The organism is Sphingobacterium sp. UDSM-2020 (assembly GCF_016132525.1).
In the GTDB taxonomy this organism is placed as follows: domain Bacteria; phylum Bacteroidota; class Bacteroidia; order Sphingobacteriales; family Sphingobacteriaceae; genus Sphingobacterium; species Sphingobacterium anhuiense.
Genome location: NZ_CP066166.1, coordinates 3,312,524 through 3,329,068, shown reverse-complemented (window position 1 = coordinate 3,329,068; position 16,545 = coordinate 3,312,524). Strand labels below are relative to the sequence as shown.

Here is a 16,545-nt window from a genome sequence, read left to right as displayed (position 1 = left end):
ATTTAATATGTTAAATGATCTTAGATTTTGTATCTTGCCTGTTCATATTCGTATTCTTTATGAAAAAAAAATCTTTAATAACGCTTTCCATTTTATTATGCGCTTCGGCATCAATAGCTCAGGAAAACAAAGAAACCAAAATGGTTCTTAATATGGAAAACACCGCAAAAGCACCATTAGATCCGCAGACACTTTGGAAATTAGGCCGTGTTTCTGGAGAAGGAATTTCAACAGATGGAAAAACTTTAGTATATGGTGTCTCTAATTATGCTATAGAAACAAACAGTTCGGAAAAAAACCTTTACACATTATCCCTAGAAACAGGTAACACAGCTCCTCTAACAAGTGAAAAGGGCGGTGAGTCTGTCGTACAGATTACAGAAAATGGCGATATCATTTACTTGTTCAAAGGGCAACTTTGGAAAAAGAATAGATATAAAGGTGAAGCTATACAATTGACACACAGCGAAACTGATCTAGAAAATGTAAAGCTATCTCCAAATGGTCAATATATTTTATTTAGCAAAGCAGTTTTAATCAAAAAATATCACAGTACCGACAAATATCCTGATTTACCAAAATCTGACGCTTATGTTTTTGACAATCTTGACTACCGTCATTGGGACACGTTCAATAATGGAAAATTCAATCATCCATTTGTAGCCAGCTATAACAACGGTAAGATTGGCGAAGCAATTGATTTATTGCAGGATGAGCCTTTCTATAGCCCTCAAATGCCATTTGGCGGTTCTGAAGATTTTGAGTGGACACCAGATAGTAAAGCTGTGCTATATGTCAGTAAAAAAAGGTTTGGAACAGAGTATGCCGTGAGTACAAATACGGATATCTACCGCTATGATCTTACTTCTAAGCAAACAACAAATCTGACTGAGGGTATGAATGGCTATGATACCAACCCGACTTACAGTCCAGATGGAACTAAGTTAACTTGGCTAAGTATGAAAAAAGATGGTTACGAAGCCGATAAAAATGATATCATTATTTTCGATAAAGCATCATCTCAGCGTTTAAATCTTACTGCACATTGGGACGGCACAGTAAACTCTTTCATATGGAGCAAGGACAATCGTAAGATTTATTTTGTGGCACCATCCAAAGGTACCGTACAACTTTTCGAACTGACTGTTCCTACTAATTTAAAAAACAAATCTTTAGCATCGATTAAACAAATCTCTGAAGGAAATTTTGATATCACAGGAATTGTGGGACAGGTAGCCAATCAGTTGATCGTAACATCAACAAAATTCACAAGAGCTACAGAGATTTACAAATATGACTTAGCGAATAAAAAGTTAACGGCATTGACGACTGTCAATGATAAAATGTATGCTCATATCAGTGATAATAAAATTGAATCCAGAATTACAAAAGCTTCTGATGGCCAAGATCTTTTTTCTTGGGTAATTTATCCGCCAGATTTTGATCCAACAAAAAAATACCCAACGATTTTATATTGCGAAGGTGGACCTCAGTCTGCACTGACCCAGTTTTACTCATTCCGTTGGAATCTACAGCTTATCGCTTCTCAAGGTTATATTGTGATCGCTCCAAATCGTCGCGGGATGCCTGGCTGGGGAGTCAAATGGAATGAAGCAATATCCAAAGATTGGGGCGGACAGCCTATAAGGGATTATTTATCTGCCATTGATGATATTTCTAAAGAGAAATATGTAGATACAACACGTCGTGCTGCTATCGGTGCTAGTTATGGTGGTTATTCAGTATATATGCTGGCTGGAGTACATGAAAATAGATTTAAAACATTAATTGCACATAACGGCTTATTCGATATGAGAAGTTGGTATGGTACAACAGAAGAATTGTTTTTCGCGAACCACGAACTAGGCGGTCCTTATTGGGATAAAGCAAATGTAAAATCATATACCGAATTCAACCCTTCTGAATATGTTGACAAGTGGAATACACCAATATTAATCTTTCAAGGAGGTCATGACTACCGCGTGCCGATTGGCCAGGGACTAGGTGCTTTTCAGGCTGCTCAATTGAAGAAAATCAAAAGTAGATTAGTTTATTTACCAGACGAAAATCACTGGGTGTTATCAGGGCATAATGCTCAGGTATGGCAAAGAGAATTTTTCGGATGGCTGAAAGAAACCTTATAAATTAAAAAGGCTTGAAGGTAAACTTCAAGCCTTTTTAATTTTATTTCTCCTGCTCTCCCTTTTTACCAAAGATGGAAAGCTTAATGTATTTTCCCGGCTTCTCTTTAATATCTTTCATAAGGTGATCAAGGCTTTCTGAAGCATTATTCAAATTATCATAAAGCTTATTATCATTGATCAATAATCCAATTGAACCCTGCCCTTTGTTGATCTTATCTACGATTGTTTGGAAGTCAGTCATAGCCATATTAGCTTTATCCATAGTTTGTTGGAAATCTAATTTAGCTGCTTTATCTGTTACAGTATTCAAATTGGACATGATAGCTGTGATCTGACCGCTATTATTTTTAAATGTATTGGTAATAACTTCAAGATTAGAGATAATCGTGGTTAATCTTTTACGTTCCGAACCAACCAGACCTTCTACATCTTTCGTAATTAGCTCCACATTTTTTAAAGATGTTGAAATACTATGAACACTTTGCTTAAAGTCTTCTTGAAATTGATCGTCCAAAACAGAATTGACAACTGTCAGTACAGAATCTAATTTTATGGTGATGGTTTCAACTCTTTTCTGAATAGGCTCTACTTTGTCCATTATATTTGCCTGAATACCTGAAGCTAATGTTTCACCATCTTTAGCCATTTCTGTACTATTGCCCATATCAAATACAATTGCTTTTCCACCCAGAAGATCTGTACTTGCTATACGTGCAACGGTATTTTTCGGAACTTTGTACTCGGCTTTAATTTTAAATTCTGTCAGAATGCTTCCATCTGGTTGCAATGTCATCTTAGAAACACGGCCAATCTGATATCCGTTCACTAATACAGGCTTAGAGGCTGTAAGACCATCCACTGCCTGATAAGATGTATAATAGGTATTATCACTGCTAAATACATCATTACCTTTTAAAAAGCTATATCCTATAAATAATAATGTTACTGCTATTACAGCTAAAATTCCGACTTTAGTCTCGTTTGATATTTTCAAAATAATATTTCCTTAAGGTGTTTTTATTGAACTCAATTTATCATTTAAACAAGACAATGGCAAATAAGTTTATCTTTCTACGCTTTTTTTGAATGCGCTGATTGCTGAGACTAAGTTTTGTACGATCTCACTTTGTCCTTCATCCGATAGCATATAGTCTTCTTCTGCACGATTATTTACAAAACCAATTTCGGTCAAAACCGCTGGCATTCCTGCTTCTGCTAATACTGCCAATCCCTGTTCCAGAATCCCTCGGCTTACTCTTCCTGATTTGACATATTCTTGTTGCATCAGATTTGCTAATTTGACACTTTTCTCGCGGTATTGATTTTTCATCAAAGAGAAGATGATATAACTCTCTGGATCTTTTGGGTCAAATCCCTGATAATTTTCTTTATAATTTTCCTCTAATAATAGGGACGCATTTTCACGAATTGCGGCAGTCTGCTCACCTAAGCGATGTGAACCTGATACAATTGTTTCTGTACCTCTTGACGATCTTCCTGGTGCAGAATTACAATGAATCGATATAAAAATATCAGCCTTAGCAGCATTAGCCATTCGGATACGCTTATATAAATCAATAAACTCATCTGTTCTACGGGTAAACATTACGCGTACTCCAGGCAACTGTCTTTCGATTTCTTTACCTAATTTCAAAGCCACCTCTAAAGCAATATTTTTTTCCAAAGAACGTGATCCTTTGGCTCCGGAATCCCTCCCACCGTGGCCGGCATCAATTACAATTGTTTTAATTTGATAATCCTGGGGAGGAGTAACATGCGCTTTAGAAATAGTATTGCTTGGAGGAGTAGCACTCGTCAAAACCATAAATAGAAAAATCGCTGGAGCTAAAAAAAATATAAGTTTCCGCTTTCTAATATTCAAATCTAATTTCATGTATATTTTTTTTGATTTCTGTAATTTAATAACAAAATGTAATGAGTAATATTGTGGTACAAAAATAGGAAATGTTAATCTCGTTAAAAAACATCACTTTCTATTTGTTTTTGACTAATTTTGTCAAGCTTAGTTTAAATATTTTTACAAAAATAACATTTGTCTTTAATTTTGAAGTCGTTAACACACATTTTAACAATATTTCTTATTCTTTCGCTAAGTGTTTCTGCAACATTTTCGCAAGAAAAAACCCCCGTAAAGACAACGTCAAAGAGTCTAAAAGACTCTGTTTCGGTCAAAGGAACAACTGATTCCGTTCGTGTTAAACGAGATTCTACAATTATCGGCAAAGACAGTACCAAAAATAAGGGTGGATTGCAGGCGGAGGTCAGTATCATCGCTAGAGATTCACAACGTACGGAAGTCGATAAAAATATAAGTCACTTATATAGAGGTGCTAAAGTTAAGTATCAAGATTTTGAACTATCTGCCGATTATATTCGATTAGACCGAAATAAAAAACAAATATTTGCATCAGGTATTATCGACCATAATGGCAAGTATGTAGGGCGTCCTATTGTAATGACTGGAGCTGAAAGTCCTAAAACGGTCGACTCCCTCCTATATGATTACGAAAAACAAGAAGGTAATACCTACGGAATCATGACTGATGTAGAAGGAGGTTATATCCAGGCAAAGGTAGTTCGTAAGAATATTTACGATGAAATGTCGCTGTATCATGGACTGTATAGTACCTGTAATCTTCCAGAACCACACACACACTTCGGGATTTTTCTCAGCAAAGGTATTGTGACTAAAAACCAAATTATCGCAGGTCCATCCTATCTCGTATTACAGAACATACCTTTAAAATTTATCGGTTTCCCGTTTGCCTTTTTCCCTAAACCGGACAAAAGATCTTCAGGTTTTTTATTTCCATCATTTGGAGAAGATTACACCCGCGGATTTGCCATGCGTGACATCGGTTGGTATCTAGCTTTCAATGATTATTGGGATAGTGAAGTTCGAGGAAGCTTATATTCGAAAGGATCATGGGAAGCATCGATCAATACAAGATATACAGTCAACTATAAATATAATGGTGGATTCAATATCCGTTATGCCTCAACCAAAGCCGGAGTTGAAGGAACAGATAATTATGGGACTAACAAAGATTTTAATGTTACCTGGAACCATACACAGCGACAGGAAGCAAATCCGGGAACATCTTTTTCTGCGAATGTAAATTTTGGAACTGGATCATATTTTCAAAATACGGGTGTTAACGGTACCAATAATTTTAATGATATTACCAAAAACAACATGTCTTCTTCCATTAGTTATGGACGTGTATTTGCCGATGGAAAAGTCAACTTTACTTCGACTTTAAGTCATCGTCAGGACATGAATAAAGGTGATATTCAGTTACAACTTCCAAATTTCAGTTTAAACGTTTCTTCTTTCAATCCTTTTGATTCAAAAGAACGCGTGGGAGAACAAAAATGGTTTCAACGAATCAATGTCGGCTATAGCTTACAGGGAACCAACACCCTGAACACGAACGAATCTAGAATTTTCAGAAAAGAAACATTAAAAGAGTTTACAAACGGATTTCAACATAATATCCCGATCAGTTTATCTTTAAATGCTTTAAAATATTTCCAATTCAACACAAGTGTGAATTACACGGAAAGATGGTATTTACAAAGTACCCGTAAACGAATGGAGAATACCAAACAAGGTTATGTTGAAGCCCTTGATACAGTCCAAGGTTTCAGAAGAGCTTATGACTATTCATTATCGACCGGGCTATCAACAAAAATCTATGGTAGCTATCCAAAAATAGGTAAAATACAGGCTATAAGACACGTCATCACTCCATCTGTCAATTTAAATTATAGACCCGATTTTTCTGATGCCATGTATGGTTTTTATAAAAACTATGTGGATCAGTACGGAATCATAAACCGTTATTCTATTTTTGATAAGAATGTATACGGCTCACCTTCGGCTGGAAAATCCATGGGAATAGGTTTCTCTGTTGATAATAATATCGAAGCTAAAGTAAAAAGTAAATCGGATACGACAGATGGTGGAATTAAGAAAATTCCGATCCTACAAGGTTTATCATTTAGTGGAAACTACAATTTTGTGGCCGATTCCATGAAATTATCACCCATCTCTTTCTCTGGAAGAACTGCTGTATTTGGTGAAAAAATTAACATTAACTTCAACGGAACATTAGATCCCTATGCAATTGATCAAGCAGGACAACGCTATAATAAATATATGTTCAGTGATGGTAAACTTGCACGTTTGACCAATTTCGGTCTTTCATTTGATTATAGTTTCAATCCAAAGGCCTCAAAAAACAGAAATAATAACATCGATTCTTTACGTAACCAAATGGGAGCCAATATGACTCCGGAACAGGCACAGGCTCTATCCCGCATCAGTGCCGACCCGAATGCGTTTGTGAATTTCAATATACCTTGGAACTTAGCCGGATCATTTAGTTTCCAATATTCTAAGCCAGGTCATGTTTCGACCATCACGAGCACGGTAAATATTCATGGTGATTTTAGTTTAACGCCGAAATGGAAAGTAACCTTTAACTCGGGCTACGATCTAAAAGCAAAAGAGATATCGTTGACACAGTTTAATATCTATAGAGACCTTCACTGTTGGGATATGGCAATTGGATGGACACCTTTTGGAAGATACCAAAGTTATAACATTACGATAAGAGCTAAATCTTCAATCCTGCAAGATTTAAAACTTTCGAAAAGGAATAGTTCAGGTGGCAGTTATTTTTAATAACTGCTTTTTTTTAACATTTTTAATTGACCTAAAAGATTCAACATTGAAATTCGGTAGCTTTTGCTCGCAACACCAGTACGTTTCTTTTATTATATATCCATGAAAGCACAAATTATAACCATAGGAGATGAAATCCTGATCGGTCAAATTATTGATACCAATTCAGCCTGGATAGCGACTCAGCTTCAAAACAATAATATCTCCGTAACACAGATCCTTTCGATCTCGGACAAAGAGGAAGCCATCTTCAATGCATTATCCAATAGTCAGGATCAGACGGATGTTGTACTTATTACAGGGGGATTAGGTCCTACGAAAGATGATATAACCAAGCAAACTGCGGCGAAGTATTTTAATACTTTCCTGCAACGCGATGAAAAAGTCTTACAGCATGTAACGCAATTTTTTGAAGCTCGTGGAAAAGAAATGCTGGAAATCAACAGACAGCAAGCGGATGTGTTAAAAGGATGTACTATCCTGTTCAATCAATACGGTACTGCTCCGGGTATGCTCATAAAAAAAGGTGCTACCACCTATATCTTTATGCCTGGTGTTCCTTTTGAAATGAAACATCTCATGAACACACAAGTATTACCCATACTTTATAAACAAGATAACACAACCTATCTGGCACAGGAAAATATTATCGTTGGAGGAATTGGTGAATCTTATCTCGCTGAAAAAATAGCGGATCTAGAATCTGAATTACCTACACATATTAAACTCGCATACTTGCCCACCCTTGCCTTTGTTAGGCTCCGGCTATCGGGAACTGGATCTCATAAAGACGACATTACAAAAGAAACAAAAGAATTCTCAAGTAAGCTGATCGACAGACTTGCTGATCATGTCATTGCAAATCATGACACCTCAATAGAAAATTTTTTAATTCAGAAATTTATTCGTCACCAGTTAACGTTAACAACAGCAGAAAGCTGTACTGGAGGCAGTCTTGCCGCTATGATCACTGCGGTGCCTGGCTGTAGTGCGATGTATGTGGGTGGTACCGTTCCTTATTCGAATAAGCTAAAGCAACAGCTTTTGGATGTTAAAGAAGAAACACTGAGTCAATACGGAGCAGTAAGTGAACAGACTGTTATTGAAATGGCTCAAGTTGCTAAACATAAATTTGATACAAACTACGCGGTTGCAACCAGTGGAATTGCAGGGCCAACAGGAGGTACTCCAGAAAAGCCGGTAGGTACAGTTTGGATCGCAATTGCCGGTGAAAAAGAAACCATTGCCAGAAAGTTCCAATTTCAAAATGACAGAACAATAAATATCGAACGAACCAGACAATTAGCGCTTTTCATGCTTTGGCAATTACTTGTCAAAGAACATCAGATAGGCATTGATTTGTAAAATATTATTCCGCAAAAATTGATTTATCAAAAATTATATTTTACTTTGTAAAATATAAACCTTAAAATAACTAACTTAGTATTTAAAAGGATTGCAGTTGAATTATTATGGCATTATATAAATTATTACTTCCTAAAATGGGGGAAAGTGTATCTGAAGCTACTGTAACAAAATGGTTAAAACAACCAGGTGATACCATTAGTGAAGATGAAGCAATTTTAGAAATAGCAACTGATAAAGTCGATTCGGATGTACCTTCTCCAGTAAAAGGAATATTAAAAGAACAACTTTTTTCAATTGATCAAGTTGCACAAGTAGGTGATATAATTGCCATTATTGAGATCGAAGGTGACCAAGATGGATTAGAATCTCCAACAGTAGATACACAATCAGCATTAGAGAAAAATCAAGACAAAATAGAAGTTACTCCGACTACGATTCAGATTGAAGATAAAAAAATAGAAATACCAGGATTAAATCAGATTCAACCTGCTATTGAAAATCATCAGTCCAGCATTCATAATGGAATTAGATTCTATTCTCCTTTAGTCAAAAATATAGCTTCTCATGAAGGCTTAAGTCAACAAGAGTTAGATCAGGTTGTTGGAACAGGTTCTGAGGGACGTGTAACCAAAGAAGATATTTTAAAATATGTAACACGCAAAAGAGAGCAGACTGGCACTGATTATACTAGCACACGTGCAACTCAACCAGTAGCAACTGTTGTTCCCGAGAAAAAAGAACAGTATGCTGCAACTCCAGTTGAAACTGCTCATACTATAAATTCAGGCGGGGATGAAATCATCGAGATGGACCGTATGCGCAAGATCATCGCAGATCATATGGTGAAAAGTGTACAGACTTCACCACATGTATGTTCTTTTGTGGAAGCAGATGTTACTAATTTGGTCAACTGGCGCAATAAGGCGAAAGAGGTGTATAAAAAGAGAGATGGCGAAAATATCACCTTCACTCCTATTTTTATTGAAGCAATCGCTAAAGCGCTAAAAGACTTCCCTATGGTCAATATTTCTGTTGATGGGAATCATATTATCAAAAAGAAAAATATCAATATTGGAATGGCCGCCGCTCTTCCAAATGGTAATCTAATTGTTCCTGTAATCAAAAATGCAGATCAATTAAGCTTAGTGGGACTTAGCAAATCTGTCAATGATCTGGCTAATCGCTCACGTGCTAACAAGTTAAAACCTGATGATACCCAAGGTGGGACATTTACCTTTACTAATATTGGTGCTTTTGGAAATATCATGGGTACCCCCATTATCAATCAGCCTCAAGCAGCTATTCTGGCCGTTGGTACTATTAAGAAGAAACCTGCTGTTATTGAAACAGAACATGGTGATCTAATTGGTATCAGACAGATGATGTATCTTTCGCTATCTTATGATCATCGTGTCATAGATGGAGCATTGGGAGGAACATTTTTGAAAAGAGTGGCCGATTATTTAGAGAACTGGGATATTAATCGCGAAATCTAACGTTTTATAGCATAACAAAAAGGCTTCTTTTAAATTAAAAGAAGCCTTTTTGTTATGCTAAGCATTCAAATGTTTATGAATTACAATACGGTAACGCCAGTATAATAAAACAGACGATGTGAGCAAGCCCAAAGTTAAACCATACCAGATTCCTTCTACGCCCATTCCTAAATGAACTCCCATAAAATATCCACTTGGCAATCCGATGATCCAATAGGCAATAAAAGTGATTAATGTCGGGATATTGACATCCCCCATACCTCTTAATATGCCTAAACCTACAACCTGAGTTCCATCAAAAAGCTGAAATAATCCAGCTATAATCAACAAATGAGCTGCAATAGTAACGACTGCCATGTCCTGTGTAAAAATAAAAGGAAGGTAGTTATTAAAGATAGCAAAAAGTGAAGCCGTCAGTGTCATAAATACTAAAACCAATTGATAAGAGGAAACTGCAAAACGCTGTAAACGAAAGAAGTTTTTGTTACCAAAGCTATTCCCTGTTTTAATAGTTGCAGCCGCCGCAATTCCACTTGCCATCATATAAGTCATAGCAGCTAATTGAATAGCAACCTGATGTGAAGCTTGCTCAACAGCACCAATAGTACCAGCAATCAATGAGGCCCCTGCAAATGCGCCGATTTCAAAGACATATTGCATGGCAACAGGTGCTCCTATTTTTAAGATTTTTCGAACCCGGATAAGATCAACAGCCCATAGTTTAAATTTACTGATATAAGGCTGAAAATAAGAAGATTTCATAACATAGAACAACATGACGACCATCATCATAATACGGTCGATCAACGTACTGTATCCTACCCCACTGACTCCCATAGGTTTGATACCAAACATTCCTTTAACAAAAATAACGGCCAAGATAATGTTGAGAACATTGCCCCATATGGTAATATTCATGGCTTGTTTAGTAAAACCTAAACCTTCAGCAAATTGCTTAAATGCACTGAAAATCATCAAAGGAAAGATAGATAAACTCAGAATAAGTAAATAAGGTTTCGCCTCTTTTACCACCGCAGGATCTTGGTCTAGATGATCAATAGCCAACATAGAACCAAAATATACGAGGCAAAATAAGAGTATCCCTGCTATGGCATTCATCCAAATACTATTCGAAAGCAACTTAGCACATTCTTCTTTATTACCACGTCCATTTTCCTGCGCAATTAATGGGGTAATTCCGTAAGCAATACCTAAACCAATAACCATAACGACCATAAAGACCGCATTGACCAATGATACCGCAGCCAAAGGAACTGTACCTGCAAAATGCCCTACAATGACACTGTCTGCCATATGTACCATGGTATGACCAAGTTGAGAGATCACAACTGGTCCTGCCAGTATAAAAGTGCTCCAATAATAAGGCTTGTAAGATTTTAATCGCTTCAACATATTTTCCCGCTACTTAATTTGAAAAGATTCCAAAAGTACGAGATTTTTCCCAATCCTACATTTCTTATCTATCAATAAATCATAATGAAAATGTCAAATTAGCACACTAAATTTTTACAATTGAAATGTTAATATTTCCTTAAACACTATTTCATTTTTAAAATATTGCTGTAACTTAGCATTTATAATTTATTAAAACGATAGTAAAATGTACAGTCAAATATTTGCATTTCTTAACATAGGAACATCAGAAATGATGTTGATTCTGGTCATCGCTCTTTTATTATTTGGGGGTAAAAAACTTCCTGAATTGGCAAGAGGTCTAGGGCGTGGGATCAGAGAGTTTAAAGATGCTTCAGAAGGTATCAAAAGAGAAATTTCCGATCAAATTAATAATTTCGAAAAAGACATTGATTTAAAAATAGAGGAAAATCCTTTGGCAGAAGCCCAAGCAGCAGAACAAAAAGTAAAAGAAGAAGCTGAAGCTGAAAACAAAGAAGAATCCGAAAAGAAGACGCCTCAGTTTACAGCACCTGAAGGAACTATGCAGTATAGCCGTCAGCCTGAATATGGTGAAGAGCCAAACCATTTTCAATATGGTTACAACGATCATTTTGCAGATAACGGACAAACAGAGGCAACTGAGGATAATACAACTGAATCTGTTGAAAAAACAGCAGTTGATCCAGCTAAAAAAGCAGAAGAGCCTTCTAAAGAAGCATAAGTTTAAGCCTATTATTTTCAATAAGATATCGTCAAATAAAGCTGTTGGATTATTTCCAGCAGCTTTCTATTTTAATAAATATTACATTCCCTATTTATGACACACGAAATTATAGTTTCGAAGGAATTAGCGATTAGCGAAAAACAAGTACAAACAACAATCGGATTATTAGATGAAGGTGCTACTGTACCCTTTATCTCACGTTATAGAAAAGAGATGACGGGCAGTCTAGATGAAGTACAAATTACGACCATCCGTGACCGTATTCAGCAATTACGTGACTTAGATAAAAGAAGGGAAGCCATCTTAAAATCCATCTCAGATCAAGGAAAATTAACTCCAGAACTAGCGTTAAAAATCCAGAATGTAGAGACGATGGCAAATCTAGAAGACATTTACCTTCCCTATAAGCCTAAGCGTAAAACACGTGCAAGTATGGCCAGAGAAAAGGGACTGCAACCGCTTGCTGACCTGCTGTTAGCGCAGGAACGTACAGATTTCACCGATTTAGCGGCATCACTTATTGATGAAGAAAAAGGTGTTAACTCGATCGATGAGGCACTATCAGGTGCCCGCGATATTATTGCAGAGACTATTGCTGAAAATGCTGAAGTAAGAGATAAAGCGCGTAAAATATTTGTGGACAAAGGTCAATTTGTATCTCGAGTAGTTCCAGGAAAAGAAGAAGCTGCATTAAAATATAAAGATTATTACGAATGGTCAGAATCATTAAAAAATGCACCTTCACATCGTGTCTTGGCCATGCGACGTGGTGAGAAAGAGGAACTTCTTTATTTGGATATCGAAGTTGCTGAAGAAGAAGTTATTCCTGCAATTGACCACATTTATATCAAAGCGAATAATGAAGCAGCTGCGCAAGTTCGCTTAGCCTTAACAGATAGCTTTAAGAGACTATTAAAACCTTCTATGGAAACTGAAATTCGAGTTTTGACACGTCAGAAAGCGGATGAAGAAGCTATCAAAGTATTTGCAGATAATGTACGTCAACTACTTTTGGCGGCCCCATTAGGACAGAAAAGAATTTTAGCAATCGATCCTGGATTTAGAACGGGCTGTAAAACTGTCGTGTTGGATCAGCAAGGTGCTTTACTAGAAAATACTGCTATATTTCCACATAGTGGTGCCGGAGGTCTGGCAGAAGCAACGCGGACTATACCTTACTTGGTAAAAAAATATGATATCGAAGCCATTGCTATCGGCAATGGTACAGCAGGTCGGGAAACAGAAGATTTCATCCGTAAACTGAATCTAGATCAAGTTACTATTGTGATGGTTAATGAAAGTGGCGCTTCTATTTATTCTGCATCAGAAACTGCACGAGATGAATTCCCGGATCAGGATATTACGGTGCGTGGCGCTGTCTCTATTGGTCGCAGGTTGATGGATCCGTTAGCAGAGTTAGTGAAAATCGATCCAAAATCGATCGGTGTAGGACAATATCAACATGACGTTGATCAAAACAAATTACAGAGCTCACTAGACGATACAGTTATGAGCTGTGTGAATAATGTAGGTGTTGAATTAAATACCGCATCAAAACAAATTCTAGCTTACGTATCTGGTTTAGGTCCTGCTTTGGCACAATCAATCATCAATTACAGAAAAGAAAACGGACCTTTCAAATCACGTCGTGAATTGAAGAAAGTACCTAGGTTGGGAGATAAAGCTTTTGAACAGGCCGCCGGATTTTTACGAATCCGCAATGCTGAAAATCCTTTAGATTCATCAGCAGTACATCCTGAACGCTATAAATTAGTCGAGCAAATGGCTAAAGATCTTAAAACAAATGTTCAGGAGCTGTTGAATAATGCCGAACTAAGGAAAACAATACCACTAAAAAATTATATTTCAGATGAAGTTGGTCTTCCGACACTGAATGATATTATCGCCGAATTGGCAAAACCAGGACTGGATCCACGTGAAAAATTCGAAGCTTTCGCTTTTACTGATGGTGTAAATGCAGTATCGGATTTAAGGGTAGGAATGAAATTACCGGGTATCATCACTAATATTACCAATTTTGGTGCTTTCGTTGATATTGGCGTTCACCAAGATGGACTGGTACATTTGAGCCAACTGTCGAACCGTTTTATTTCTGATCCGCACGAAGTAGTAAAAGTACAACAACATGTAGAGGTTACAGTAACCGAAATTGATGAGAAAAGAAATCGTATCGGCCTTTCTATGAAAACAAATGACGCGGCCTCAACACCAAAACCGAAACGCGAGCAAAAAAGTTTTCACAACAAAGAGCGAAAAGAAAAAGAACCTGAGACTGATATGGCTTCAAAATTAGCCGCATTAGCAAGCCGATTTAAATAACATAAAAGGGTGATTTTAATAAAATCACCCTTTTATGTTGACATTATTCGCTATTTTAGAAGCATGTTAACATTTGAAAAATTTTCATCTTCAACCGTATTGGCAGTTCCACCGTCTGAACTTTCTATATGGCTCGAATCACTTTGGTGGGATAAAAAAGGTGATTGGCAAAAAGCCCATGATTTAATCGATCATCTACAAGATTCAAAATCGGCACATGTGCATGCTTACCTACACCGCAAAGAAAAAGATCTTTGGAATGCACGCTACTGGTATAACCGAGCCAAGAAACCTGAATTTATAGGCTCACTTGACGACGAATGGGAACAATTGGTTCGCATTCATTTATTTTAACACAAAAAAAGGTTATCTCAAAGAAGCACGATGAAACTTTTATAATTAAAGTCATGACTTACTCAAGATAACCCCATTTTTTTAATTAGGTCATTAAAACTAGTAACCTGGGTTTTGAATTAACTTGGTATTTCTATTCATTTCATCTCGGTGAATGGATATGAAATACATTTTATCCAACCAATTTCTATTCTCTATACCAGGTGCAATTGTATTCACTTTATAAGAGTAGCTATAATTGTCTGTATTATATCCGTAAAGAGTCACAAGTTTACCCGCTTTTAAAGTCCCAAAAATACTTATTAAAGTAACTTGTCTTCCTATCGTTTCCTTGGCATTCATCCAACGGCGTGTATCAAAGAAGCGGTGTTCCTCATAAGCCAATTCAACACGTCTTTCATTACGATACCGATCTTTTAATTTTTGTCCAGATTCATCTTTATCAATAGCAGGCATCCCAGATCTGAATCGAATTTTATTTAGCCAAGTACGTGCTTCAGCATCCTCTCCCAATTCAAGACAAGCTTCTGCATAATTCAGTACAGCTTCAGTATAACGGAGTACTGGCCACGGCACACTTTGTCTGGTATTCTGATCAACAATTCTTGGGTCTGCATCTACAAATTTTCGCATATAATAACCTGTATAGCTTCCATTCCAATCTTCAACAGGAGAATTACGCGTATCTAATCCATACTGGATGACTTTCGCTCCCTTTTCATTGATCACCTCATACTGACCCGTTTGAATTCGATTCGCAGTATCTCTCTTCTTAACATCATCTGTCCTTGGCTTCCATTTTGCACCGTCATGTAGTATAGAAGCACCAAGGCGAGGATCACGATTGTTATATATACTGTCTGTGTGAACAGAATTATTCCAATTAAATTTTTCACCGGACAGGGTCTCATAATCATCTACCAGTAATTGCGTAGGACTATTTCCTGCCCAGTTATGATAGCCATTAGGTCCATTGTTACGCCCTACATAAGCCCCACCTTCATCTTTCAAGTCATTAAAGAATCTTCCTAAAATTAAATCCCGTTTTGCATCAGCATCGGCAATTTTTGAATTGCCCGCCATAGCTAAAGCGATATAATTTGCACGTCCATCAGCTGGCGTTTCTTTCTTAGATAAATCTAACTTATATGCAAATTCTGCTTTATCCAGCACAGCCTTTGCCGCTGCTTTAGCTTTTTGCCATCTCTCTGTACGATTTCCAGATACATAACCTAAAAGTTCTGGGTTAGCATATGCTGATATAGTTGAAGATTTGGTCTTTGCCGTTGGTACATCATGCAAATCGGAAGCCGCATATAGTAACACACGAGCTTTTAGAGCTAAAGCTGCCGCCTCATTGGTACGACCATCTACTTTTGCCACCCCACTCAATAAAGCAGCTGCCTGTTCGCAATCTTTAACAATGAAATTGACGCACTCTTCATACGTATTTCGAGCAGCAGTATAATCCGTATCTTCAAGCGTATAAATCTTGGTAATCAATGGAATTGCACCATAGAAACGCAAAAGTTGCTGATAGTAATAGGCTCTTAAGAAATAAGCCTCTCCCAGCATCTGTTTCGCTAGCGCTTCATTATTGAATTTTGGCGTAATAAGATTTTCGATCGCAATATTAGTCGCGCGGATACGCTTGTACATATTCCCATACTCATATGAATCAACAATCCAGCCCTGATCCGCTGGATTGGATCTACTCTCCGTAATGGTATTGATTCCTCTACCCGGATGGGTAAACATAGACTCGTCTGTCAACGAGGCTAACATCTGTTCATTAAAACCTCCCTGTCCAAATCCATTATATAGATCATTTACAAATGCCTGAGCGAGTCCTGCATCTGTCCATACAAGCTCTTTTGGAACCTCTGCCAATGGTTTGGTATTGACAAAATCATCATTACAGCTGGCAAATAATCCTGTAAATAATAATGCAGAAATCGGTATATAAAATAATTTTATTGTTTTCATAATGAT

General features: G+C 37.0%; 11 protein-coding genes. 7 read left to right on the top strand and 4 right to left on the bottom strand.

Annotated elements, in window-relative coordinates; genetic code table 11:
- The first annotated feature begins 59 nt into the window (after positions 1-59).
- The gene (locus JAZ75_RS13995; protein ID WP_208696178.1) at positions 60-2,144 is read left to right on the top strand and encodes a S9 family peptidase; all 2,085 of its coding nucleotides are present in this window, start codon (positions 60-62) and stop codon (positions 2,142-2,144) included.
- A gap of 40 nt (positions 2,145-2,184) precedes the next feature.
- On the opposite strand, the gene JAZ75_RS13990 is transcribed toward JAZ75_RS13995, so the two are convergent.
- The gene (locus tag JAZ75_RS13990; RefSeq protein WP_021189627.1) at positions 2,185-3,138 is read right to left on the bottom strand and encodes an MlaD family protein; all 954 of its coding nucleotides are present in this window, start codon (positions 3,136-3,138) and stop codon (positions 2,185-2,187) included.
- Between the two features lie 69 nt (positions 3,139-3,207).
- Positions 3,208-4,038: an N-acetylmuramoyl-L-alanine amidase gene (locus JAZ75_RS13985; protein ID WP_232789198.1), complete on the bottom strand. Its 831-nt coding sequence runs from the start codon at positions 4,036-4,038 to the stop codon at positions 3,208-3,210.
- A gap of 171 nt (positions 4,039-4,209) precedes the next feature.
- On the opposite strand from JAZ75_RS13985, the gene JAZ75_RS13980 reads away from it, so the two are divergent.
- The 3 genes from JAZ75_RS13980 to JAZ75_RS13970 all read left to right on the top strand — a co-directional run bounded on the left by JAZ75_RS13980 (position 4,210) and on the right by JAZ75_RS13970 (position 9,719).
- On the top strand, positions 4,210-6,855 hold the full coding sequence (locus JAZ75_RS13980) for a putative LPS assembly protein LptD (protein WP_232789197.1): 2,646 nt from the start codon (positions 4,210-4,212) through the stop codon (positions 6,853-6,855).
- 102 nt (positions 6,856-6,957) lie between these two features.
- On the top strand, positions 6,958-8,220 hold the full coding sequence (locus JAZ75_RS13975) for a competence/damage-inducible protein A (RefSeq protein WP_208696176.1): 1,263 nt from the start codon (positions 6,958-6,960) through the stop codon (positions 8,218-8,220).
- Positions 8,221-8,327: 107 nt separating this feature from the next.
- Positions 8,328-9,719, top strand: a complete 1,392-nt coding sequence (locus JAZ75_RS13970; RefSeq protein WP_208696174.1) for a dihydrolipoamide acetyltransferase family protein — start codon at positions 8,328-8,330, stop codon at positions 9,717-9,719.
- A 57-nt stretch (positions 9,720-9,776) separates the two neighbouring features.
- Here JAZ75_RS13970 and JAZ75_RS13965 read toward each other — a convergent pair whose 3' ends face one another.
- A complete protein-coding gene (locus JAZ75_RS13965) occupies positions 9,777-11,132 on the bottom strand; it encodes an MATE family efflux transporter (RefSeq protein WP_183915860.1) in 1,356 nt (451 codons plus the stop codon).
- A gap of 208 nt (positions 11,133-11,340) precedes the next feature.
- Here JAZ75_RS13965 and JAZ75_RS13960 point away from each other — a divergent pair, with 208 nt between their 5' ends.
- The 3 genes from JAZ75_RS13960 to JAZ75_RS13950 all read left to right on the top strand — a co-directional run bounded on the left by JAZ75_RS13960 (position 11,341) and on the right by JAZ75_RS13950 (position 14,553).
- Positions 11,341-11,856 carry a twin-arginine translocase TatA/TatE family subunit gene (locus JAZ75_RS13960; RefSeq protein WP_208696172.1) on the top strand — a complete coding sequence of 172 codons (516 nt, stop codon included), beginning with the start codon at positions 11,341-11,343 and terminating at the stop codon, positions 11,854-11,856.
- A gap of 96 nt (positions 11,857-11,952) precedes the next feature.
- Positions 11,953-14,199, top strand: a complete 2,247-nt coding sequence (locus tag JAZ75_RS13955) for a Tex family protein (protein ID WP_208696170.1) — start codon at positions 11,953-11,955, stop codon at positions 14,197-14,199.
- Between the two features lie 63 nt (positions 14,200-14,262).
- On the top strand, positions 14,263-14,553 hold the full coding sequence (locus tag JAZ75_RS13950; protein ID WP_132772114.1) for a hypothetical protein: 291 nt from the start codon (positions 14,263-14,265) through the stop codon (positions 14,551-14,553).
- A gap of 99 nt (positions 14,554-14,652) precedes the next feature.
- Here JAZ75_RS13950 and JAZ75_RS13945 read toward each other — a convergent pair whose 3' ends face one another.
- On the bottom strand, positions 14,653-16,539 hold the full coding sequence (locus JAZ75_RS13945; RefSeq protein WP_208696168.1) for a RagB/SusD family nutrient uptake outer membrane protein: 1,887 nt from the start codon (positions 16,537-16,539) through the stop codon (positions 14,653-14,655).
- Positions 16,540-16,545 lie beyond the last annotated feature (6 nt).

Excerpts from the sequence above, each read along its gene's own strand:
- JAZ75_RS13995 (WP_208696178.1), top strand. The coding sequence starts at position 60 with ATGAAAAAAAAATCTTTAATAACGCTTTCCATTTTATTATGCGCTTCG.
- JAZ75_RS13985 (WP_232789198.1), bottom strand. The coding sequence starts at position 4,038 with ATGAAATTAGATTTGAATATTAGAAAGCGGAAACTTATATTTTTTTTA.
- JAZ75_RS13975 (WP_208696176.1), top strand. The coding sequence starts at position 6,958 with ATGAAAGCACAAATTATAACCATAGGAGATGAAATCCTGATCGGTCAA.
- JAZ75_RS13970 (WP_208696174.1), top strand. The coding sequence starts at position 8,328 with ATGGCATTATATAAATTATTACTTCCTAAAATGGGGGAAAGTGTATCT.
- JAZ75_RS13965 (WP_183915860.1), bottom strand. The coding sequence starts at position 11,132 with ATGTTGAAGCGATTAAAATCTTACAAGCCTTATTATTGGAGCACTTTT.
- JAZ75_RS13960 (WP_208696172.1), top strand. The coding sequence starts at position 11,341 with ATGTACAGTCAAATATTTGCATTTCTTAACATAGGAACATCAGAAATG.
- JAZ75_RS13955 (WP_208696170.1), top strand. The coding sequence starts at position 11,953 with ATGACACACGAAATTATAGTTTCGAAGGAATTAGCGATTAGCGAAAAA.
- JAZ75_RS13950 (WP_132772114.1), top strand. The coding sequence starts at position 14,263 with ATGTTAACATTTGAAAAATTTTCATCTTCAACCGTATTGGCAGTTCCA.
- JAZ75_RS13945 (WP_208696168.1), bottom strand. The coding sequence starts at position 16,539 with ATGAAAACAATAAAATTATTTTATATACCGATTTCTGCATTATTATTT.